Origin of the sequence: Ensifer adhaerens (assembly GCF_013283195.1) — a bacterium.
In the GTDB taxonomy this organism is placed as follows: domain Bacteria; phylum Pseudomonadota; class Alphaproteobacteria; order Rhizobiales; family Rhizobiaceae; genus Ensifer; species Ensifer adhaerens_G.
The window spans coordinates 157,797-179,716 of sequence record NZ_JABEKT010000004.1; the positions used below are offsets into that span (position 1 = coordinate 157,797).

23 protein-coding genes are annotated in these 21,920 nt (G+C 62.9%); 15 read left to right on the plus strand and 8 right to left on the minus strand.

Going from position 1 to position 21,920, the window contains the following annotated elements:
* The first annotated feature begins 22 nt into the window (after positions 1–22).
* From cueR to LPJGGPFB_RS27300, 8 genes are all read left to right on the plus strand, one after another.
* Positions 23–493 carry a Cu(I)-responsive transcriptional regulator gene (gene cueR, locus LPJGGPFB_RS27265; RefSeq protein WP_173423070.1) on the plus strand — a complete coding sequence of 157 codons (471 nt, stop codon included), beginning with the start codon at positions 23–25 and terminating at the stop codon, positions 491–493.
* An 86-nt stretch (positions 494–579) separates the two neighbouring features.
* Positions 580–984 (plus strand): hypothetical protein, encoded by a 405-nt coding sequence (locus tag LPJGGPFB_RS27270; protein ID WP_173423071.1) that lies wholly within the window; start codon positions 580–582, stop codon positions 982–984.
* A gap of 98 nt (positions 985–1,082) precedes the next feature.
* On the plus strand, positions 1,083–1,313 hold the full coding sequence (locus LPJGGPFB_RS27275) for a hypothetical protein (RefSeq protein WP_173423072.1): 231 nt from the start codon (positions 1,083–1,085) through the stop codon (positions 1,311–1,313).
* Complete coding sequence (locus tag LPJGGPFB_RS27280; protein ID WP_173423073.1) at positions 1,310–2,734, plus strand: TolC family protein; 1,425 nt, start codon at positions 1,310–1,312, stop codon at positions 2,732–2,734. The genes LPJGGPFB_RS27275 and LPJGGPFB_RS27280 overlap by 4 nt, the downstream gene beginning before the upstream one ends.
* 14 nt (positions 2,735–2,748) lie before the next feature.
* Positions 2,749–4,098, plus strand: coding sequence for a multicopper oxidase family protein (locus tag LPJGGPFB_RS27285; RefSeq protein WP_173423074.1), 1,350 nt, complete (start codon positions 2,749–2,751; stop codon positions 4,096–4,098).
* A gap of 38 nt (positions 4,099–4,136) precedes the next feature.
* Complete coding sequence (locus LPJGGPFB_RS27290) at positions 4,137–4,622, plus strand: cupredoxin domain-containing protein (RefSeq protein WP_173423075.1); 486 nt, start codon at positions 4,137–4,139, stop codon at positions 4,620–4,622.
* Between the two features lie 26 nt (positions 4,623–4,648).
* On the plus strand, positions 4,649–4,921 hold the full coding sequence (locus LPJGGPFB_RS27295; RefSeq protein WP_173423076.1) for a copper-binding protein: 273 nt from the start codon (positions 4,649–4,651) through the stop codon (positions 4,919–4,921).
* 76 nt (positions 4,922–4,997) lie between these two features.
* Positions 4,998–5,465 (plus strand): DUF411 domain-containing protein, encoded by a 468-nt coding sequence (locus LPJGGPFB_RS27300; RefSeq protein ID WP_173423077.1) that lies wholly within the window; start codon positions 4,998–5,000, stop codon positions 5,463–5,465.
* Between the two features lie 28 nt (positions 5,466–5,493).
* Here the strand turns inward: LPJGGPFB_RS27300 and LPJGGPFB_RS27305 are convergent, their stop codons facing one another.
* On the minus strand, positions 5,494–6,174 hold the full coding sequence (locus LPJGGPFB_RS27305; RefSeq protein WP_173423078.1) for a phosphoribosyltransferase: 681 nt from the start codon (positions 6,172–6,174) through the stop codon (positions 5,494–5,496).
* A 193-nt stretch (positions 6,175–6,367) separates the two neighbouring features.
* Between LPJGGPFB_RS27305 and LPJGGPFB_RS27310 the strand changes: the two genes are divergently transcribed.
* On the plus strand, positions 6,368–7,549 hold the full coding sequence (locus tag LPJGGPFB_RS27310) for a M20 aminoacylase family protein (RefSeq protein ID WP_173423079.1): 1,182 nt from the start codon (positions 6,368–6,370) through the stop codon (positions 7,547–7,549).
* Positions 7,550–7,804: 255 nt separating this feature from the next.
* Here the strand turns inward: LPJGGPFB_RS27310 and LPJGGPFB_RS27315 are convergent, their stop codons facing one another.
* The 7 genes from LPJGGPFB_RS27315 to LPJGGPFB_RS27345 form a co-directional block, all read right to left on the minus strand.
* Positions 7,805–9,565 carry an adenine deaminase gene (locus LPJGGPFB_RS27315; protein WP_210264635.1) on the minus strand — a complete coding sequence of 587 codons (1,761 nt, stop codon included), beginning with the start codon at positions 9,563–9,565 and terminating at the stop codon, positions 7,805–7,807.
* Between the two features lie 17 nt (positions 9,566–9,582).
* The gene (locus tag LPJGGPFB_RS27320; RefSeq protein ID WP_173423081.1) at positions 9,583–10,506 is read right to left on the minus strand and encodes a nucleoside hydrolase; all 924 of its coding nucleotides are present in this window, start codon (positions 10,504–10,506) and stop codon (positions 9,583–9,585) included.
* 6 nt (positions 10,507–10,512) lie between these two features.
* On the minus strand, positions 10,513–11,541 hold the full coding sequence (locus LPJGGPFB_RS27325; RefSeq protein ID WP_173423082.1) for an ABC transporter ATP-binding protein: 1,029 nt from the start codon (positions 11,539–11,541) through the stop codon (positions 10,513–10,515).
* The gene (locus LPJGGPFB_RS27330) at positions 11,534–12,313 is read right to left on the minus strand and encodes an ABC transporter permease (RefSeq protein WP_173423083.1); all 780 of its coding nucleotides are present in this window, start codon (positions 12,311–12,313) and stop codon (positions 11,534–11,536) included. The genes LPJGGPFB_RS27325 and LPJGGPFB_RS27330 overlap by 8 nt, the downstream gene beginning before the upstream one ends.
* Positions 12,310–13,137, minus strand: coding sequence for an ABC transporter permease (locus LPJGGPFB_RS27335; RefSeq protein ID WP_173423084.1), 828 nt, complete (start codon positions 13,135–13,137; stop codon positions 12,310–12,312). Before LPJGGPFB_RS27335 ends, LPJGGPFB_RS27330 begins: the two co-directional genes overlap by 4 nt.
* A gap of 107 nt (positions 13,138–13,244) precedes the next feature.
* On the minus strand, positions 13,245–14,267 hold the full coding sequence (locus LPJGGPFB_RS27340) for an ABC transporter substrate-binding protein (RefSeq protein WP_173423085.1): 1,023 nt from the start codon (positions 14,265–14,267) through the stop codon (positions 13,245–13,247).
* Positions 14,264–15,382, minus strand: a complete 1,119-nt coding sequence (locus LPJGGPFB_RS27345) for a LacI family DNA-binding transcriptional regulator (RefSeq protein WP_173423086.1) — start codon at positions 15,380–15,382, stop codon at positions 14,264–14,266. Before LPJGGPFB_RS27345 ends, LPJGGPFB_RS27340 begins: the two co-directional genes overlap by 4 nt.
* Before the next feature lie 220 nt (positions 15,383–15,602).
* On the opposite strand from LPJGGPFB_RS27345, the gene LPJGGPFB_RS27350 reads away from it, so the two are divergent.
* The 6 genes from LPJGGPFB_RS27350 (at position 15,603) to LPJGGPFB_RS27375 (ending at position 21,819) form a co-directional block, all read left to right on the plus strand.
* The gene (locus tag LPJGGPFB_RS27350) at positions 15,603–16,283 is read left to right on the plus strand and encodes a YoaK family protein (protein WP_173423087.1); all 681 of its coding nucleotides are present in this window, start codon (positions 15,603–15,605) and stop codon (positions 16,281–16,283) included.
* Positions 16,284–16,577: 294 nt separating this feature from the next.
* The gene (locus LPJGGPFB_RS27355; RefSeq protein ID WP_234903124.1) at positions 16,578–18,035 is read left to right on the plus strand and encodes an ABC transporter substrate-binding protein; all 1,458 of its coding nucleotides are present in this window, start codon (positions 16,578–16,580) and stop codon (positions 18,033–18,035) included.
* A gap of 433 nt (positions 18,036–18,468) precedes the next feature.
* Positions 18,469–19,422: an ABC transporter permease gene (locus LPJGGPFB_RS27360; RefSeq protein ID WP_345791092.1), complete on the plus strand. Its 954-nt coding sequence runs from the start codon at positions 18,469–18,471 to the stop codon at positions 19,420–19,422.
* Complete coding sequence (locus tag LPJGGPFB_RS27365; protein WP_173423089.1) at positions 19,419–20,270, plus strand: ABC transporter permease; 852 nt, start codon at positions 19,419–19,421, stop codon at positions 20,268–20,270. Before LPJGGPFB_RS27360 ends, LPJGGPFB_RS27365 begins: the two co-directional genes overlap by 4 nt.
* Entirely contained in the window at positions 20,267–21,079 is an 813-nt protein-coding gene (locus LPJGGPFB_RS27370; protein WP_173423090.1) for an ATP-binding cassette domain-containing protein, read from the plus strand. The genes LPJGGPFB_RS27365 and LPJGGPFB_RS27370 overlap by 4 nt, the downstream gene beginning before the upstream one ends.
* Positions 21,073–21,819 (plus strand): ATP-binding cassette domain-containing protein, encoded by a 747-nt coding sequence (locus LPJGGPFB_RS27375; RefSeq protein WP_173423433.1) that lies wholly within the window; start codon positions 21,073–21,075, stop codon positions 21,817–21,819. The genes LPJGGPFB_RS27370 and LPJGGPFB_RS27375 overlap by 7 nt, the downstream gene beginning before the upstream one ends.
* The last annotated feature ends 101 nt before the right edge of the window (positions 21,820–21,920 follow it).

Below are 21,920 nucleotides of genomic sequence, written 5' to 3' on the forward strand. Positions count from 1 at the left end.
GCACCGCTCGAAAGGTGAAGTCATGAACATCGGCGAAGTCGCACGCGCCTCCGGCGTTTCGACGAAGATGATCCGCTACTACGAAACGATCGGCCTCATTCCGCCGGCCGACCGCAGCGAGGCCGGCTATCGCAACTACGGTGACAACGACGTCCACACCCTGCGCTTCATCCGCCGATCCCGCGATCTCGGTTTCACCGTCGAGCAGATGGCCGATCTGTTGACGCTGTGGCGCGACCGCTCGCGCGCCAGCAGCGAGGTCAAGAAGATCGCGCTCGAGCACGTCGAAATCCTCGAGCGCAAAGCCGAGGAATTGAAGGCGATGAGCCGTACGCTGAAGCACCTGGCCGCCAATTGCCACGGCGACGGCCGGCCGGATTGCCCGATCCTCGACGATCTCGCCGCCATGGCGACCGAACCGGGCAAAGCTCCCGAGCCGGCACGCTTCGGTCCGGCCGGCCTCGAGCCGGTCCGCAACCGCCGACGGGCCTAAGAACTTGGGCCAAGGCTCACGCATTCGTGAGCCTGAGCTACGCCGGTAGCATTGACAGGAATCGAGAGCGTTTCTACGGATTGATGATGGAAAAGGCACGACATGCATATCAGCGTCTGCTGACGATGCTCAAGCTGGTGACGATGCTGTCGCTGGCCGTGTTGCCCTTTTCCACGGCTGCCGGCATGACCCACGTTGCCTCGCATGCGGCGATGCAAATGCACGCAGCAACGCAGCCGGATGCCTCGGTCGATACAGCGACCCTAAGCGAGCATTGCCCGAGCGCCGACAGCAACAAGACGAAACCGATCAGCGACAGCGGCAAGGCCGACAAGAAGGACTGCTGCAAGACGTTCTGTGCGTCCGTCGCCGTTCTTGCCGATGCCGGCGAAACCCGCTTCGGCCTGCCACGCTCCACATTGAACGCCGGGCTGCAGTCGCATCTGAGCCCCGGCGACCGTGCCGGTCTGCACCGCCCTCCAAGAACCTGATTTCGTGAACAGCTGACCGCATCTGCGGTCAAGGTCTTGGCCTGCCCGGCTTTGCCGGTCGGACGCCGATATCCGTCATTCACATTTCAGGTCGTACCATGAAACGTCTGTTTCCCATGGCGCTCCTGCCCATTCTTCTGGGCGGATGCGCAACCACGATGCCTGCCGAGGTCACAAGCCTCGCCGATCCCGCGGAAAGCTCCGCGAATACCAATAACCAGACCTACAGAAGCCCTGTCGCCGGTTACGTCCACCGTGAGCCGGTCGGCCCGAAGCGCTGGGTTCCGCTCAACGATGCGCAATCTCCCGTCAAGGGAGACGCCTCATGACCATGCGGAAGTTCAAGCTTGCAGCGATCATCGGCCTGCCGCTGGTCCTTGCCGGCTGCGCCACAAACGCCGAATATTCGGCTGGGGATGCCGGGTTCACGACCGTCGAGGCCAAGGTCGGTGCCGGAACTGCAAAGCGAAGCGTCTGGATTCAGAACCGCGAACAGGCCGCGAAGGCGGAATCGCAGGTGAAGGCACTGCTGGCGCGCAAATCGATCGATGCCGATACCGCCGTGCAGATCGCACTGCTCAACAACAAGGGCCTGCAGGCGGCCTATGCGGATCTCGGCGAAGCCTCGGCAGATGCCTGGCAGGCAACCATGCTGCTCAACCCGACGATCTCGATCGGCACCACCGGGATCGGAGCGCCGGAGCTTCAAGCTTACCGCGCCATCGAAGGGCTGATCACGACCAATATCCTGGCGCTGATGACGCGGGAGAAGACCATCGCTGTTGCCGACGCCCGCTTTCGCCAGGCACAGCTCGCCTCAGCCCTGCAGACGCTTGCGCTTGCCGGCGAAACCCGGCGCGCCTGGGTTGAGACGGTCTCGGCGTGGGAAACTGTGGCACAGCTCAACCGGGCGCAGGCAGCCGCCGACGCAGCTTCCGAACTCGCAGCCAAGCTCGGCGAGACCGGCGCCATGGGCAAGGCCGACCAGGCCCGCGAGCATGTGTTCAATGCGGAACTCGCCGGCCAGGTGGCAGAGGCGCGTCTCGCCGCCCGCCTTGCGAAGGAAAACCTCACTCGGAAGATGGGACTTTGGGGAGCGAATGCCGACTACCAGGTACCCAACCGGCTGCCCGACCTGCCGAAGGCGCTCTCCCGCCGGGACAGCATCGAGGCTGAAGCGCTCAAGCGCCGTGTCGATTTGCAGATGGCGCGCCTGGATCTCGAGGCGGTGGCAAAGTCCTATCGGCTGACCGAGGCGACACGCTTCGTCAGCGATCTGACGCTCGTTGCCGGTGCGGAAGCCGAACGCGAGCGCGAAGACGGCGACACAAAGTTCGAGACAACAGGCCAGGTGGAGCTGGAGTTCACCATCCCGATCTTCGACACAGGCAAGGCCAGTCTGCGCAAGGCGGAGCTGGCGCACATGCGCGCAGCAAACCAACTTGCCGAGAAGGCGGTCAACATCCGGTCTGAAGCGCGGTCTGCCTACCAGGCCTATCGATCGCGCTACGACATCGCCCGACACTATCGCAACACCGTCGTACCGTTGCGCACGAAGATCGAGGAGGAAGCCACTCTCAGCTACAACGGTATGATCACCAGCACCTTCGAACTGCTCGCCGACAACAGGTCTAAGGTGGACTCAGTGATCCTCACCATCAATGCCAAACGCGATTTCTGGCTCGCCGACGCCGATCTGATGACGACCATTCATGGCGGCGGCGCAGCGGACGACGCAGGCGCGGATTGAAAGGGACGATGACCATGTTCAACAGACGACAAATCCTTGGCGCAGGCGCGGCACTCGTTTCCACCACAGCCTGGGCACAGACCTCGAATTCCGGCCTGCCGGAAGCGGAAGGCATGGACAATGCCGCAACGCAGAAGCCGCTCGTGCCGACGAGCGGACCGGACTACAACCCGGTCGTCACCCTCAACGGCTGGACCTTGCCGCACCGGATGAACAATGGTGTCAAGGAATTCCACCTCGTCGCCGAACCGGTGGAACGCGAGATGGCCGAAGGCATGACCGCCTATCTCTGGGGCTACAACGGCCAGTCCCCCGGCCCGACCATTGAGGCGGTCGAGGGTGACCGGGTGCGCATCTTCGTCACCAACAAGCTGCCGGAGCACACGACGATCCATTGGCACGGCATGATCCTGCCATCGGGCATGGATGGCGTCGGTGGCCTGTCGCAACCGCATATCCCGGCAGGCAAGACGTTCGTCTACGAGTTCGATCTCGTTAAGTCTGGGACCTTCATGTACCACCCGCACGCCGACGAGATGGTGCAGATGGCCATGGGCATGATGGGCTTCTTCGTCATCCATCCGAAGGACCCGGCCTTCATGCGGGTCGACCGCGACTTCGTCTTCCTGCTCAACGCCTATGACATCGACCCCGGCACCTATGTCCCGCGCATCATGGAGATGACGGACTTCAACATGTGGTGCTGGAACAGCCGCATCTTCCCGGACATCGATCCGCTGGTCGTTGCCAAGAACGACCGGGTGCGGGTGCGCGTCGGCAACCTGACGATGACCAACCATCCGGTGCACATGCATGGCTACGATTTCGAGGTGACCTGCACCGATGGCGGCTGGGTTCGACCCGAGGCCCGCTGGCCGGAGGTCTCGATCGACATTCCGGTCGGCGCCATGCGCGCCTACGAGTTCGACGCCAAGTATGAAGGCGACTGGGCAATTCATTGCCACAAGTCGCACCATACGATGAATGCGATGGGCCACGATGTGCCGACCTTCATCGGCGCCGACAAGACTGAGGTCGCGGCCAAGATCCGCAAGATCAAGCCCGACTACATGCCCATGGGGACGGCTGGCATGGCCGACATGGGCGAAATGGAAATGCCGCTTCCCGACAACACGATCCCAATGATGACCGGCTGGGGTCCGCACGGCGCGTTGGAGATGGGCGGCATGTTCTCGGTGGTGAAGGTGCGCGAAGGCATCTCCGCCGGCGATTACAGCGACCCCGGCTGGTACGAAAACCCGCCGGGAACACAGGCCTGGGAATGGACCGGCGCGCTGCCGGAAGCCACCCGCGCAACCGACGCCAAGACGGTGATCACCGCACCTCCCGCGAAAAAGGGCTGACCGCAATGACCTCTTCCAATGCAAACAAGGAAACCAAGATGAAGACGACACTTTTCGCACTGGCGTTCATCGCCGCTTCCTCGCTCGCCTCGCCGATGCTGGCCAGCGGTTCGCACGCCGGCGGACATGACGCCATGTCGATCGGAGAGCCCGGCGACGCCAAGAAGGCGACCCAGACCGTGCGCGTGACGATGAAGGAAACTGACGACGGCAAGATGATCTTCACACCGGCAACCATCAAGGTCCGCCAGGGGCAGACCGTGCGTTTCGCGATCAAGAATGTCGGCGAACTCGAACATGAATTCGTCCTCGACGACAAGGCGCAGATCCAGGAGCACAAGGTGGCGATGGAGAAGTTCCCGGACATGGAACACGCCGATGCGAATGCCATTCGGCTTGAGCCTGGCGAATCCGGCGAGATCGTCTGGACCTTCACCAACACCGGCACCTTCGAATTCGCCTGCCTGGTGCCCGGCCACTATGACGCCGGCATGCACGGGCCGCTCGAAGTCGTGAAGAAGTGACTGTAACCAGTTGAAAGGATGATACCATGAAAACGCTTATCACATTGTTTGCAGTCCTCGCGCTCGCCGCGTCTGCCCAGGCAGCCGAGTTCACCAAGGGAACGGTCAAGAAACTGGATGCCTCCGCCAAGAAGGTGACGATCGCCCACGAGGACCTGAAGAACCTCGACATGCCGGCCATGACCATGGTGTTTCGTGTCAAGGATGAGGCCATCCTGGCAAAGCTCAAGGAAGGGGCCGCAATCGAATTCGTCGCCGACCGCGTCGATGGCAAGCTGACAGTGACCGAGATCAAGTAATCAGACGCCCAAGGCCCGGTATAAGGAATTCCGGGCCTTGGGCGACCAGGCAGAACAGACAGGAAAGGAGCGTTCGATGTTGAACCTCAAACGCAGACATTTCATCGCCGGTACGATCATGAGCATGTCGATGCTGATATCAGGCATGGCGATCGCAGCCGGACCGATGACGGTCTACAAGGATCCGCAATGCGGCTGCTGCGAACAATGGGCCGAAGCGATGGAAGCGGCCGGCTTCAAGGTCGACATCCGCGACGAAGCCGACATGACGCCGATCAAGACCCGGTTTGGCGTTCCGGCCGACATGGAGGGCTGCCACACTGCCGTCATCGACGGTTATGTCGTCGAAGGGCATGTGCCGCTGGAGGCCGTGCAGAAGCTTCTGACCGAAAAGCCGGATGTGGCAGGCATTGCCGTGCCGGGCATGCCGGCAGGCTCGCTCGGCATGGGCGACGACCCCAAAGCGTCCTATGACGTCTACACTATCGCCAAGACCTCGGGCGCAGCCGCGACCGTCTATTACAAGGTGCGACCGGCGCAATAGCGCCGGTTTGACTGGGCAGATTGAACCGTCAGGCGGCGCGCCAGGCGCCGTCTTCTTCTTTGGTCAGCAACGGCGTGCGGAACACACCGACGACGCGGTCCGGCCAATGCGGCGCGAGGTCGGCCAGGGGCTGTCGCCACCGCTCGGTCTGCAGCATGGCGGCGCCGATCGCGACCGGCTCGACGCCACAGGCCTGCATTAGCGTCAAACCCGCCACGATCGACGTGCCGCTGGAGATGACGTCGTCGACGAGCACGACGCGCTTGCCCTCCAGTAGCGGCAGCATGCGCGGATCAACATAGAGCCGCTTCTTCTGGTCGGGCGTGGTGATCGACGACAGCGGCACGGAGAGATCGTCGACGTACCAGAATTTGCGCGACGTGCCGAGCGGCACGTAGCGGGCATGGCCGAGCTTGCGGGCGACGGCAGCCGCGAGCGTCAGTCCCAGCGTCGGCAGGCCGGCTATCACATCCGGATTGAACGGCGCCAGCCTTAGGGCAAGTTCCGTTGCTAGCGTCTCCTCGACGGCAAAACTCGCCTGGTTGACGATCAGCGAAGCCAGCGCGTGCCTGCCATCGGAGAGCTGCCGGATCGGCAACTGGATCTGGCGACCGTCATCAAGCGTTGCCGGGAAGAAATCCCGATAACCGCTTCCAGTCTCGAAACTTTTCGGCGGAAACACATCCTGCCAAAATTCATGCGGCTGCATCGATACGGTCCTCTTCTGCGCCACAAAGGCATCGAACGAAAGGCGATGAAAACGCCGGCGCACTGTTCTGGTTCCGGCGGTTTTCGTCTATACCGTTTACCACTTCGATCAAACCGAAAGGGCGCCCCGGCCGACGCAAATCTGGGGAATTCGACGGCCCTTCTCCGACAGACATGCAAGGAACTGCCTGACAATGCGCGTGCCAGATGGGATCACCAACGACCTGCCCTTCCTCACCGAATTCCGCCGTGATCTGCACGCCCATCCCGAACTTGGCTTCGAGGAAGTCCGCACCAGCGATCTGGTGGCCAAAATACTTGAAGAGGCAGGACTTAAAGTCCACCGTGGGCTCGGAAAAACCGGCGTCGTCGGCACGCTGCAGATCGGCAACGGCACGCGCTCGATCGGCCTGCGCGCCGATATGGATGCACTGGCCATGCCGGAGCTGGCCGACCGACCCTACAAATCCAAGGAAGCCGGCAAGATGCATGCCTGCGGCCATGACGGCCACACGGCCATGCTGCTGGGGGCCGCCCGCCATCTCGCCAAGACGCGCAGTTTTTCCGGCACGGTGCACTTCATCTTCCAGCCGGCCGAGGAAGGGCGTGGCGGTGCCAGGCGCATGGTCGAGGACGGCCTCTTCCAGCTTTTCCCCTGTGATGCCGTTTACGGCCTTCACAACATGCCCGGTCTCGACCCGGACGAAATGGCCGTCGTGGCAGGACCGCAGCTCGCCTCGTCCGACAGCTGGCGGCTGACCTTCCGCGGTGTCGGTACCCATGGCGCCAAGCCGCATCTGGGCCGCGACCCGGTAACGGCGGCCGGCACCTTCCTCGCCTCGCTGCAATCGATTGTCGGTCGCGTCGTCGATCCGCTGCAGCCGGCCGTTGTCAGCGCCTGCTCGGTGCGCGCCGGCGACCCGAAGGCGCTAAACGTCATTCCCGATACGGTCGAGATCGGTGGCACAGCCCGCGCCTACACACCCCACGTCCGCGATCAACTCGAGGAAGAGATCGGCCGTCTGGCGCGCGGTACCGCAGAGATGTACGGCATCAATGTCGACTACGCATTCGAGCGTCGTATCCCGCCGGTCGTCAACGATGCAGATGCGAGCGAACGGGCGCTGTCGGCAGCCCGCGCCGTCTTCGGAGAAAAGACGCGGACACAGTTTCCGCCATCGACCGCCGGCGACGATTTTGCCTTCTTCGGCCTGGAAGCCCCCGGCTGCTACGTCTGGCTTGGCAACGGCCCAGCCGTCGACGGCGCGCTTCACCACAACACCGCCTATGATTTCAACGACGACGCGATCGGTCCCGGTGTCACCTTCTGGTCGACATTGGTGGAACAGGAATTGAGCGCTTCGGCGGATCTCTAAACTTCGAACGCAACCCGCTCAGCGCGTATCCGCACGCGTGATTGCTCTGAGCGGATTGCGCCCCGGGAAAAGGCTATGCCAGAAACGGTGGCTACCGGCCTGCCGCACCGCCGAGAGGTTTTGGCCGCCGGCACTGACAAAGACTGTCGGACTGTTGGACTGGGCACACGGGATTTCGCCAATGCGGCGAACGGATAAATTGCCGTGATCAATTGTGTGCGTGGCAGGGCGACAAACGTCGCCCCGCTTGATGCCTCAAAGAACTTCGAGAACCGGGCTTTCGAGAAGCTTTCCCGTCAGTGCATCGGCTATGCCGCGATCGGTCTGGTGCGGGCCGGCGTTGCAGGCAAGCGTCGCTCCGAAACAGGCCTTGAAGACGAGATAGGGCGGCTGCCAATCGACGATCCGCCCGACAGCGTCGCGCAGGCGCGCAAAGCCGGCCGATACTTCGGCCAGTGGCGCATCGGAAACCAGGCCGCACAGCGGCAGCGGCAGGATCGCATCGACCTTGCCGGCAGATGCCACGGCCATGCCGCCGCCGGCGGCAATGACGGCATTGGCAGCCACCATCATGTCGTGGGCGTTGCCGCCGAAGACCGTGAGGTTGTGGCTGTCGTGGGAGACGGTTGTCGCAAAGGCGCCGCGCCATTCGCCCCAGCCGGTGAGCAGTCCGACGCGTGGCCTGCTATCGGCGCGGCCGTGGCGGTGGGCAACGGCAATCAGTGTCGTGCCTTGCGGCGGAACGACGAGGCCGTTTTCAACGTCGGCAACGACCTCGCCCCACTGGGTAAAGCGCGGACGATCGATGGTGGCGACACGCGCCTTCGAACCCGTCGATGCGATAGCGAAATCGGTATCGCGCAACGGCTCGATCTTCATCGTATCGACGAGCGCCTGGACCGCGGCCTTGGGCGCGCCGTCGATCATTCGTCCGTCCAGGGCCACCTGCCTGCCGGCGGCGATGACGGTACGGGCACGAAACTCCTGGAGATCGTCGAAGATCGCGATATCCGCCCGCCGTCCCGGCGCAACGAGACCTAGGTCATTACGCCCGAGGCGCTGAGCGGCGTTCAACGTTGCAGCGCGCAACGCCCATTCCGGCTTGAGCCCGTAGCGCACAAGCCGCCGCACCACATCGTCTAGACCGCCGAAACGATCGAGATCATCGGGGAAGACATCGTCGGTGCACAGCGTCACGGTCTGCGGCAGGTGGCCGAGCACGTTCAGCGCCTCGACGAATTCCGGCAGCAGGTGATCGTGCGAGCCGCGCAGCTCGATCGTCAGCCCGGCGCGGAGCTTGGCCGTCAGATCATCGGCGGAAACCAGTTCGTGATCCGAGCTGACGCCCGCGGTCACGAAGGCCTGCAGGTCGGAACCGGCAAGCCCGCGTGCATGGCCGTTGACCGGCTTGGCCGCTGCCAGTCCCGCCTGGACGATCGCGTGCATGCGGGGATCGCCCTCGATCACCCCGCGCATGTTCATCATCTCGGCGATGCCGCCAATCTCGGGCCAGGCGAGCATGCGGGCAATGGCATCGGCGTCGAAGTCGGCACCGGCGAGTTCAAGGCCAGGCGCCGACGGCACGCTGGACGGCGCCAGCAGCACGCAGCGCAGCGGCAGGTCCGTGATCGCATCCGCCGCCCAGCGCACGCCGGCGATGCCGCTGACATTGCCGAACTCGTGTGGATCCCAGACAACAGTCGTGACACCGCGTGGCAGCACCGCATCAGCATAGGTCGCAGGCGTTACCATCGAGCTTTCGACATGCATGTGCGTGTCGATCAGCCCCGGCGACAGGAAGGCGCCGGAAGCATCGACGATAGCTGCGGCATCGCTGCGGCTAGCCGGCGCATGCACGCTGGCAATCAGCGAACCGACGATGCCAACGTCAGCTGCGCGCCGTTCGCCAGTGACCATGTCGACCACTGTGCCGCCGGTGATCAACAGGTCGAATGGCTCTGCCCCTCGCGCAGCGGCAATGGCGCGCGCGCGCAACGTCGCATCCATCAGGTCCATCGGCTCCTGCGGGCGCGTCACTTCGCGGCTTCCTTCATCAGGGCGCCGAGGATCTGGGCACGGGCCGTTTCCGCATGTACATCCGTCGCATATTCGGCATTGAAGGCGGCGTGGCTCTCACGGGTCTCGACCACGGTGCGCCCACGCGTGAGCGTGCCTGCAAGCTCCGCATCAATGCGCGCCTTGCGGAAGGAAATCGCGCCTGGATTGACGAAGGCGACGGCGGCGCAGGGATCGTAGATCGCCATGCCCGGTCGCCCGCGGCTGGTGCCGATCGAGACGTAGCCGGACAGGAGATCGGCAATGAGAGCGGCATTGGTGCCGCCGGCCGCACGAATGGGCGCGATATCATCGGGATAGGCGAAGACCTTGCGGCAGAGGTCGAGGTCGACCATGCGCAGCGGCAGGTCGTGCGAAAGCACGATCGCCAGCGCTTCCGGATCGGCGAAGGCGTTGAATTCGGCCGAGGCCGTGTGGTTGCCGCTCGTCACGCCACCACCCATCCAGGTCAGGTCGGTGATCTTGCCCGCCAGATCCGGCCGGGCAAGGCAGAGGGCTGCAAGGTTCGTCAGCGGCCCGAGCGCCAGGATCCGGCGCGGTCCGTCGCCCTGCTCCAGCCAACGGCAGAGCGCATCGAACGCGTCACTCGCCGGCAGCGGTTCGGCCGTCGGCAACGACAGGCCGGCGGTCGGCATGCCGCTCTCGCCCAGAATCCGTTCCGCGGTTTCGAGTTTGCCGAGCACGGGCAAGGCGCGGCCCTCGTGGATGGGAAACGTCCAGCCGAAGGCCATAGCCGCACTGGCGGCGTTGCGTCGCACCTGCTCCATCGGCGTATTGCCGAAGACGAGCGAGATGCCGTCAATCACCTCATTGGCGTGGAGAACGACGAGCACCGCAGCGATGTCGTCGAACCCCATGTCGGTATCGATCCAGATGCCCATTGCCGGTTATCCGAACCGCTCGAGCCGCGCCGCCTTGGCAACCGGGAGGTCGAAGGTGAGCTCGGTGCCCGGCTGATGCGCGGCGAGGCCCGCATCCTCCTCGGCCTTGATGGCGCCGAGCGGCGTATCGAGCAGATATTCGCGGGTGCTTCCGGAGAAAGAGGCTCCGCGCACAGTGCCTTGGAAAGGACCTGAACCAAGGGTCACCATGCGCGGACGCCACGCAAGCCCTGCCGTGTCAGGCGGCAGGGATTCGGAAAGGGCGATGGGGCCGTTTGCGGCCCTGAGCTTGCCGCCTTCGACGGCAAAGATGTTCTCGAAGCCGACGAAATCGGCAACGAAGCGGGAAACCGGCCGATTGTAGATGTCTTCCGGCGTGCCGATCTGCTCGATCGCGCCGTTCAGCATCACCACGATCCGGTCAGCAAGCGACAGCGCCTCGCCCTGATCGTGGGTGACGAAGATCATCGTCACGCCGGTTTCCTTCTGCACGCGCTGCAGCTCGGTGCGCATCTCCAGACGAAGACGGGCGTCGAGGTTCGACAGCGGCTCGTCGAGTAGCAGGACCTTCGGCTCCATCACCATCGAGCGGGCAAGAGCCACGCGCTGTTGCTGGCCACCCGAAAGCTCGGCCGGCTTACGCGAAGCGAACTTGGACAGGCCAACGGATTTGAGGCCGGCGGTGACGCGCGTCTCGATATCGCTTGCCGGCATTTTCTTCAGGCGCAGGCCGAAGGCGACGTTCTCGAACACCGAGAGATGCGGAAACAGCGCATAGGACTGGAAGACCAGGCCGACCGACCGTTTGTTGGCGGAAACCCGAGTGATGTCGATGCCGTCGAGGCTGATGCGGCCGGACGCCGGCGTCAGCAGCCCGGCGATCGAGCGCATCGTCGTCGTCTTGCCGCAGCCGGACGGACCGAGGAAGGCCATCAGTTCGCCCTTGCGGATCGACAGGTCGAGGTCCTTCACCGCAACGGTATCGCCATAGGCGAGCGTGAGTTTTTCGAGGCTGAGGAAGGAAGCGTCAGACATAGCGGGAAAATCCTAGGAAGCGTTCGGCAAGGAAGACGATGCCGATGGACATGAAGGCGAGCAGCGCAGACAAGGCCGCGACCGACGGGTCATAGGTGATCTCCATGTAGGAGAGCATGTCGATCGGCAGCGTGCGCACGCCCGGCCCGGACAGGAACAGCGAGACCGGCACCTGGTTGAAACTCGTCACAAAGCCGAGGATGAAGGCGGCCAGGATGCCGCTGCGGATATTCGGCATCACCACCCGGAAGAAGGCGCCTGCCCGCGAGGAGCCGAGCAGCACCGCCGCTTCCTCGATGTCGGAGCGCAGGTTGTTGAGGCTGGCCGAGACGACGCGTACGGCATAGGGCAGCACCAGCGCCGTATGCGCCAGGAACAACGCCAGCGTGATGTTGAAGCCGAACGGTACGACGATGTAGCGCAAGAGCGCCAGGCCGACGATGATACCGGGCACGATGATCGGCAACGACACGATGGTGCGGATGGTTTCGCCGAACGGCAGCTTGTAGCGCGACAGCGCATAGGACGCGGGAATGCCGAGCACCAGCGCCATGGCGGTGCCGCCGATCGCAAGGAACATCGATACGGCAAAGCTCTCGCGGAAGCTTTCGACGGTGAAGACCTTGGCGACCCATTTCAGCGAGAAGCCCTGCGGTGGAAAGGCCAGGGTCTCGCCACCCGACAGCGATGCCGCGACAATGATGAAGAACGGCCCGATCAGGAAGGCGACGACCAGAAACAGGACGAGAGGCGAAAAGATGCGAGGGGTCATCGTTTGTTCCTCGCGGTGGCGAGCCGTTTCAGGAGGAGATTGGCGGCAAAGCTCATGACGATCAGGATGAACGCGATCACGCTTGCCGAGACGAAATCATTGGCGACGGTGACGCGCTGGTAGAGCAGCGTCTCGAGCATCAGCACCTTGGAGCCGCCGAGGATCGCAGGCGTAATGTAAGCCGTCAGTGAGCCGGTGAAGACTAGCGTTCCGCCGATGACGAGACCTTCCTTGGTCAGCGGAAGAATGACTTTCCAGAACACCTGGAACCAGTTGGCGCCGAGCACGCGCGCCGCCGGGATCGCATCCTTCGGCATGTTCTCGAGCGCGCTGATCAGCGACAGGATCATCAGTGGCAAAAACAGCTGCAACAGGCCGATGAACACGGCCGTCTCGGTGAAGAGAAAGCGGATCGGTTCATCCGAAAGACCAATGAGTTGCAGCGCCTGGTTGACGATGCCGGTGCGGCCGAGAATGACGATCCAGGCATAGGTTCGCGCGACCGACGAGATCATCAGCGGCAGCACCACGAGGCCGATCATCTGCCCCTTGTTGCGCGGCGAAAGATTGACGATCGCAAACGCTGCGGCATAGCCGATCACGGCGGAGACGACTGTGACCATCAGCCCGAGGCGGAACGTGCGCAGGAAAACGGTGCGGTTCAGCGGATTGGTGAAGAAATCGACATAGGCGGACAGCGACCAGCTGTCGGCGCTGCGAAAGCCTTCGGCGAGCAGAATGACGACGGGCGCCAGAAAGACGATCGCCGCAAACACCGCAGCCGGCAATGCGAGCGCCAATGCCTCGGCGCGGTTCTGAAACATCCCTCGTCTTCCTTTCGTCACGTTCATTTTTGCGTGCGCGGCTCAGCTGGCCGCACGTCCCGCAGAACTGCCCCCACCCTTGGGGATGGGGGCTTCTCTAGGTGTTGTTACTGGCCGACCTGGGCGTTCCACTCGGAAAGCCAGGCTTCGCGGTTGTCGAGCGCGACATCGGACGGAATGAGCTTGAGGTTCTTCACGGTTTCTTCGCCATAGGTGAGGTTTTCGGCGACTTCCGGCGCGACCTTCACCTCCTTGTTGGAGGGGCTGTCGACCAGCTTTTCGGCAAGCGCCGTCTGGATTTCCGTCGAGAGCCAGAAGTCCATGAATTCCAGCGCCAGGTCCTGGTTCTTGCCGCCCTTGGTCAGGACCATGACGTTCATGCCGCCGGTCTGGCCTTCCTTCGGCGTTGCCCACTTGATCGGCAGGCCAAGCTTGGTGAAGCCTTCCCAGGAGAAGCGGCCGATCGGAGCGGCCCAGATTTCTTCCTGCTGCATCAGCTGCACGAGCTGCGAAGACTTGACGTAGAAGGTGACGATCTCGTCCTTCTTGGCGCCGACGGCGGCGATCGCTTCCTTCAGGTCCGGCGTGTTCTTGCCGATCGCTTCACCGACCATGTAGAGGGCCGGCGGGCCCTGGTTGGTGGTGACGTTCGGGAAGGCGACGTGGCTGGCGTTCTTCTCGTCGAGCAGGTCTGCCCAGGAGCTCACTTCCATCTTGTCGGAACGATAGACGATCGAGGTGGCGTAGAAGGTGTAGCCGACGCTCATGCCGTCGCCGTTCGGGTCCTTGGCGATGTCATAGAGCTTGTTGAAGTTTGTGAGTTTGCTGTTGTCGATTTTCTCGATCAGGCCGGCACGCGAGGCCGAGAGCGCGTCCGCCATGGAGACGACAGCCATGTCGACGACAGGGCTTGCCTTGTTGGCTTCCATCTTTGCCAGGCGCTCGACGCTGTTGCCGGTCTCGACCACCAGCTTGCAGCCACACTTGGCTTCGAAGGGGGTGTAGACCAGCTCCTTGAAGGCGTCCTGGGCAAAACCATAGACGGAAATGGTCAGCGTCTTTTCCTGGGCGGAAGCGGCATTGGCGCCGATGAGCAAAAGCGCGCTGGAAGCGAGCAGGATCTTCTTCATGACTGGTGTTCTCCTTCTGGGGCGGTGGTTCTGGCTGGGGCGGTGGTTCTGGCTGGGGCCGTGGTTCCGGCGTTGGCAATCGTCTGAGGCTGAAACTGTGTGGTCGGCGGCGCGGCGCTCGATTGCCGCACGACCAGCTGCATAGGCACTTCGGCGTTTTCGGCGGTCACCGGCGCACCGATGCCGGCGTCGGCCGGATCACGCTCGCCGATCGCCTTCACCAGCGCTTCGACGGCGATCGCAGCGATCCGCGTCATGTCCATGCGCGCCGTCGTCAGCGCCGGGGTTACCACCGGCGACCAGATGAGATCGTCGAAGCCGGTGACGCTCGCCTTTTCCGGCACGTTGATGCCGGCACGCTGCAATTCGGTCAGCGCCCTCAGTGCATGAAGATCGGAGACGCAGGCAAACGCGGTGAAACCTTCGGCCACCTTCTCGGCAAGACCGAGCGGACAGCCCTTGCCCGCTTCGCGCTCGAGCGCTTCAATCCAGAGGATTTCGACGAAGGCGGCCTCACCAAAGGCCGAGCGAATGCCGCCGATACGGTCGTTCTGCACGTTGGAAGCCGGATTGTTGCCGATGACAAGAACGCGCCGGTGCCCGAGCGCCTTCAGATGCTCGGCGATCTGCCGGCCACCGCCCCAATGATCGGCGGCAACCGTGTTGCCCGGCGTCGATGGGGTATCGATGACAGCGACGGGACAGCCGACATCGGCGATGCGCGTGCCGCGCCGGGGCACGATCACCATGCCGTCGACGTCGCGGTCGATCAGCCGTTCGATGGCCTTGGTCTGGGTGGCGACGTCGCCGCGGGAGTCGGCGATCAGAACACCATAGCCGGCCGAAGACGCGGCAAGCTCGATCGCCTGCGCGATCTGTGGGAAGAGCGGATTGGCGATATCGGGAAGGACGAGACCAAGGACGGCGGTGCGGCCAGTGCGAAGCGCCCTGCCCGCAAGGCTTGGCACATAACCGAGTTCCGCGGCAGTTGCGCGGATCTTCTCGGCGAGTTCGGCGGAGACGCGGCCCTTACCGGAAAGCGCGTTGGAGACCGTCGCCGCGGAGACGCCCAGTGTTCTGGCAATCCTCGTCAGTTTTGGTCCGGAACGCGCCAAGGCCGTGGTTTCCGCTATCGGTGATTAAACGATTAATCATGCGATATATCAGAATCTCGTCACTGTCGAATCCTTTTGCCGGCTGTCGAATAATTTGTGCTTCTTGTCGCGCCCGATCTGTGGACAGACGACGCAACTCGCCCTCATTGTCGCTGGGCTCCGACCCCTTCCATTCGCGCGGGCAGCCAATTAAGTCTGAGGAAAACGGCGGGGCAGCATCATGACCTTTCAACGACGGCGTCGGATCATCAAGCGCCAGCGAACCGGCACAGCGCTTCTCGTGGTCGCGCTCATTTCCTTTCTGGCCGGAATGACCGATGCGATCGGCCTTTTGACGGTGGGCGACTTCGTCTCTTTCATGAGCGGCAACACCACGCGTGCCGCGACAGCCGTCGCCGACGGCAACATCCTGCGGTCGCTCATCCTTCTCGGCTCGCTCGCGGTCTTCGTCGTCGGCAATGCCATGGGAACGATCATCGCAAGCCGGCTTCGCGCCGTCGGTGTTCTGTGCAGCGTTACCGTCATCCTCGTCCTTGCCGCCGCAGGCGGCGACCACTTGGCAAACGAACTGCGCTTCTATCTCATCGTCCTTGCCATGGGCGTCGTGAACGCCTCCGTCGAGCACATCGAGGGACTGCCTATCGGCTTGACCTATGTGACCGGCGCCCTCTCCCGTTTCGGCCGCGGCCTGGGCAGATGGATCATGGGGACGGGCAACATACAATGGACGATCCAGATCGTCCCCTGGATCGGTATGCTTGGCGGGGCCATCGTCGGCGCCGTATTGGAAAATCGATTCGGGCAACTCTCGCTTTGGGCGCCCGCAATCCTGGCCGGGCTGCTGTGCATTCTGGCCCTGACGATTCCGGCGCGCTGGTCGAAGCGATACGCGCAACGATAATCCCGTCGATGCATCCTCCATGGGAGGAACACCCTTCGCCTGCCGGCGCCAGCCGCAGGTGCAAATTTCAACTTTGCGCGACAAAACGAACCAAAATTCCCACTAAATTACTAGGGAATTTGTATGATGCACCGCAACCGCCCGATGTGTACATTCGGATGGCAAGCGCGATAGCGCGTGATGAGCATTTATGCAGGAGTTAGGGAAATGACTGGCAACACGATCGATTTGGGTGGACTTTCAGGGAATGGCCGGAAAGGCGGGCGCTCGATCCTTGCCTCTGCAGCCTTGGCCATGGTTCTGTCGACGAGCACGGCAGCGCTCGCGCAGGACGCAGGCTTCAACCCGGATGCCTCCATCGTCGTCGGTTCGCTCTATGAGCCGCAGAACCTGGACAACACTGCAGGCGCCGGCCAGGGCATCAACGAAGCCTTCAACGGCAATGTCTACGAAGCGCTGTTCACGCTGACCGACGCGGGCGACGTCGCGCCCGGTCTCGCGGCCGAACAGACGATCAGCGAAGACGGCCTGACCTACACCTTCAAGCTCCGGCCGAACGTAACCTTCCATTCCGGCGACCCGCTGACGGCCAAGGATGTGAAGCACAGCATCGAGCGCGTTGTCGCGCCGGACTCCAAGAGCTCGCGCAAGAAGAGCCTGGCGACGATCAGCGAGATCCAGACGCCCGACGACCAGACTGTCGTGGTCAAGCTTTCCGCCCGCTCGATCTCGCTTCCCTACAATCTCAGCTACGTCTGGATCGTCAATGACGCGGCCAAGGATCTGAACGCCAGCGAAGACGGCACAGGCCCCTACCGCCTGGACGAATGGCGCCGCGGCTCCTCGCTGGCGCTGACGCGCAACGACAAGTACTGGGGCACGGCGCCCACCAATGGCGAAGTCGTCTTCCAGTACTTCACCGATGCGACCGCGCTCAACAATGCGCTGCTGACCGGCGCAGTCGATGTCATCACCAGCGTCCAGAGCCCGGATTCAATCGCGCAGTTCAAGGACAACCCTGATTTCACCGTGACCGCCGGCCAGTCGACCACCAAGCAGCTGCTGGCGTTCAACGACCGGGTCGAACCCTTCAACAACATCAAGGTCCGCAAGGCCATCGCCCGCGCGATCGACGACAAGAAGCTGCTGGAGTCGATCTGGGGCGAATACGGCACGTTGATCGGTTCTTTCGTACCGCCGACCGATCCCTGGTATGTCGACCTCACTGCCGTCGACACCTATGACGTCGAAAGCGCCAAGGCGCTCTTGAAGGAAGCCGGCTTTGCCGACGGCTTCTCGTTCAAGCTCGACACGCCGAATTATGACCCGCATCCGATCGTTGCCCAGTTCCTGCAGAGCGAACTGGCGAAGGTCGGCATCAAGGTCGAGATCAACGTCATCACCGCCAATGAGTGGTACACCAAGGTCTACAAGGCGCATGACTTCCAGGCGACGCTGCAGGAGCATGTCAACCATCGCGACATCGTCTTCTACGGCAACCCCGACTTCTACTGGGGATACAACAATCCGAAGGTTGTCGACCTGATCAAGGAATCCGAAGCCGCCGCAAACACCGACGAACAGACGGCAAAGCTAACCGAGGCGAACCACATCATTGCCGAGGACGCAGCCAGCAACTGGCTCTACCTCTATCCGCAGATCGTGGTCTCGAGCTCGGCCGTTACCGGCTATCCCGTCAACGGCCTGAACTCGCAGTTCTTCGCCTACAACATCAAGAAAAGCGGGAACTGATCCCTCGTTTTCCAGAGCATTTCCAGGAAAAGTGCGAAGCGGTTTTCCGTCAGGAGATGCGTAAAAACAAAAGACAGAGCGCTTCCGCTTAAGTCGGAAGCGCTCTGAGTTCTCCGTTGTAACGACGCGCTGATGAAGGAGCCCCAAGCGATTTGGGGCTCCTTTGCGTTGCACGTCAGTCCGCTTCACTGCGCCGACAACAGCAACGCAAGGTCAGATCATTTTCGCCCGCATTTGCGACTGCTCCCCGCGCCGGCTCGGATGCCCGAAGTGCAGTGCAGCGTTTGAAACCCGCCGGATCATTTCCGCGGAAATCGATGCTCATTTCGCGGACAATGCAGTAGCGTCACGGTTGTTTTTGTGCAAAAGCCAGCACTGCCGGCCTCGGGCGTCACGCCTGCCGGACGAAAGGAATCCTGCCATTCTCGCCTATATCCTGCGCCGATTCGCCATCTTGATCCTGTCGCTGCTGATTGCTGCGGTGGTGCTGTTTGTGTTGCTGCGTCTGCTGCCGGGCGACCCTGCGAACGCCCTGCTCTCCGTCGGTGCCGATCAGCAACAGATCGAGGCGGCGCGCGAACAGGTCGGTTCCAACCTGCCGCTCTGGGAGCAGTTCCTGCGCTTCGTCGGAAGTCTCGCCCGCTTCGATCTCGGAGCGTCCTTTGTCAGCGGCAAGCCCGTTGTCGAGGAAATTGCCACGCGCCTGACCGTGACGGTGCCGCTGGCGCTGCTCGGTTTCGCGCTCGCGATCGCCATCGCCGTTCCGCTTGGCATCCTCTCGGCCGTCAAAGCCAATCGCTGGTATGGTGCGGCCATTTCGACCGTGTCTCAGCTTGGCATAGCCATACCGGTCTTCTGGGTCGGCATCCTGCTGGTGACCGTCTTTGCCGTCAATCTCCGGCTCTTTCCCTCCGGCGGCTACCCTCGGCGCGGTTGGCAAAACGAGGGCCAGGTTCTTTACGCGCTCGCGCTGCCGGTTTTAACGATAGGGCTCGTGATGGCAGCCTCCCTCATCCGCTACATTCGATCTGCCACGCAGGACGTATTGGGCAGCGACTATCTGCGAACCGCCCGCGCGCTCGGAGCCAGCTTCTCGCAAGCCTTGATCCGGCATGGCATTCGTAACGGCGCCGTGCCGATCGTCTCGATCCTTGGCATCGAACTTGCGACAACCCTGCTCGGCGCCGTCGTGGTCGAGCGGGTGTTCGCCCTGCCCGGCCTCGGCTCGATGCTGCTGCTTGCAATCGAGCAGCGCGACTACCCGAACGTCCAGGGCGTGTTGTTCATCTCGACCCTGCTGGTGCTGCTGATCGGCTTCGCCGCTGACCTGCTCCAGCGCGTCATCGATCCCCGTCTGCGCGAACGGGCGACGGGAGCTGCAACATGACCGCATTGGACCTTTCATCGGATCGCCCCGCCCGCAGACATTCGCTGGCGCTATCGATCGGGCTTGCCCTCGTCGGCCTCAATGTCGCGGTCGCGATCCTCACCCTGTTCTGCACGCCCTACGATCCGCTCAATGCCTCCGGCGGTCGTCTCGAAGCGCCGTCGTTGCTCCATTGGGTCGGCACGGACCGGCTCGGCCGCGACTACCTGACGCAAATCATGATCGGCGCCAGAACGGCCTTGATCGTCGGCACCGGTGCGGTTGCGATCGGCGCCTCGATCGGCGTGACGCTCGGCATTCTCGCTGCTTTCGCCACGCGCCTGCTTGACGATGTCATGGCCGCCACGCTCGATATCCTGATCGCGTTTCCGACGCTGCTGCTGGCGATGCTGGTCGTTGCCGCGAGCGACAGTGCCAGCCTATGGTCGGCGATCCTGGCGCTCGGCCTGGCGATTTCGGCGATCGTCGCCCGTTTGACCCGCATCCTCGCAAAGCGCGTGCTGCGTCAGGACTACATCATCGCGTCGCGGACCTCTGGCACCTCCTGGCCGGGCGTCGTCGTGCGCCATGTGCTGCCCAACATCTGGCCGACACTCTCGGTCAACTTCGCTCTGCAATTCGGCCTGGCAGTGATCGCGGAAGCGTCGCTTTCCTATCTCGGCCTTGGCGCACCGCCACCCAACGCCTCCTGGGGCAGGCTGCTGCAGGAAGCTCAAGGCACAGTCTATACCGCCCCCGTCGGCGCAATCGCGCCGGGCATTGCCCTTGTCGCACTGGTCATCGGCATGAACCTCCTTGCCGATGGCCTACGGGATGTCGGCGACCCGACACGCGGGAGATCACGATGAGCGCCTTGCTTTCTGTTCAGGGCCTGACCGTAAGTACCGGTGGCAAGACACTGGTTTCGGACGTGTCCTTCTCCATCGGCTCCGGCGAACGCATGGGATTGATCGGCGAATCCGGTTCGGGCAAGTCGATGACCGCGATGGCCATTACCGGGCTTTTGCCGGCGAACATCTCCGTCACTGGCTCGATCATGCTTGATGGCCAGGAGGTGGTCGGCACGGATGACAAGCATCTGAACCGGCTTCGTGGGGTTGCAACCGCAGTCGTCTTCCAGGAGCCGCTGACAGCGCTCGACCCCCTGATGAAGATCGGCAAGCAGATTGCCGAACCCGTCCGCCGCCGGCTCGCGCGCGAGCAGGGACGCGTGACGCGACTAGCGGTCGACCGCGAAGTGCTCGACCTGCTCGACAAGGTCGCGCTGCCGCAGCCGGAGCGCATTGCCAACGCCTATCCGCACGAAGTGTCGGGCGGCCAGCGCCAGCGTGTGGCGATTGCCATGGCGCTCGCCTGCCGTCCAAAACTTCTGATCGCCGATGAACCGACAACGGCGCTCGACGTGACCACGCAGGCCGAAATCCTCAAGCTGCTCGATGGGCTGGTTCGCGAAACCGGAATGGCGCTTCTCTTCATCAGCCATGACCTGCCAGTCGTGGCCGAAGTGGTGGAACGGGTGATGGTGCTTCGCGACGGGATCGCGGTTGAAGAGGGCGCCGTTGCCGACGTCTTCGGCAATCCGTCTCATGATTATACACAGACGCTCGTCGACGCCGCACGTGTGTTCGACGAGGCCCTTGGACGGACGGGATCCTGATGCTCGACCTGCGGAATGTGAACTTCGGCTACTCCCGCCACCGCAAGGTTTTGACCGATGTGTCGTTCAGCGTGCGTGCCGGCGCCAGCGTCGGCCTGGTTGGCGAGTCCGGTTCCGGCAAGACAACACTGCTGCGACTGCTGCTCGGTCTCGAACGGCCCACCAGCGGCACCATTCGCTTCGGTGATGATGCGCTCGATCCGGCCGATGGTGCATTCATGCGTCGCTACCGGCGCGCGGTGCAACCGGTCTTCCAGGATCCTTACTCCTCCCTTGATCCGCGCCAGAAGGTGCTCGACATCATCGCCGAGCCGCTGCAATCGCTGCGCATCCCCGGACCGCACAAGGACGCGGTGGCGCAGGCGCTGGAGGCCGTTGGCCTGCCGCTCGACGCCATGCAGCGCTATCCGCACGAATTTTCCGGCGGCCAACGCCAGCGCATCGCAATTGCACGCGCCATCGTCGCACGCCCGCAGATCATTCTTGCAGACGAAGCGGTCAGCGCGCTTGATCTGTCGACCCGCATCCGCATCGTCGATCTGTTCAAGACCCTTTCCGCAACGCTGACCCTGGTGTTTGTGTCGCACGACCTCGGTGTCGTCGCAGCACTTTGCGAGGAGATGGTCATCCTCGAAAAGGGACAGGTGGTCGAGAGCGGTAAGACGCGCGATATCCTGGCAGCACCGCAGCATCCCTATACGCAGCGGCTGCTATCCAGCATCCCGCGGATGCCCGCATGAGCCTTTCGCCTCGATAGCCTTTCGTCAGGTCACGAATCTGCCGGCAACGACCATATCGTCAACGAACAGAATACCTTGATCTAGAACAACCCCTCCTTGAG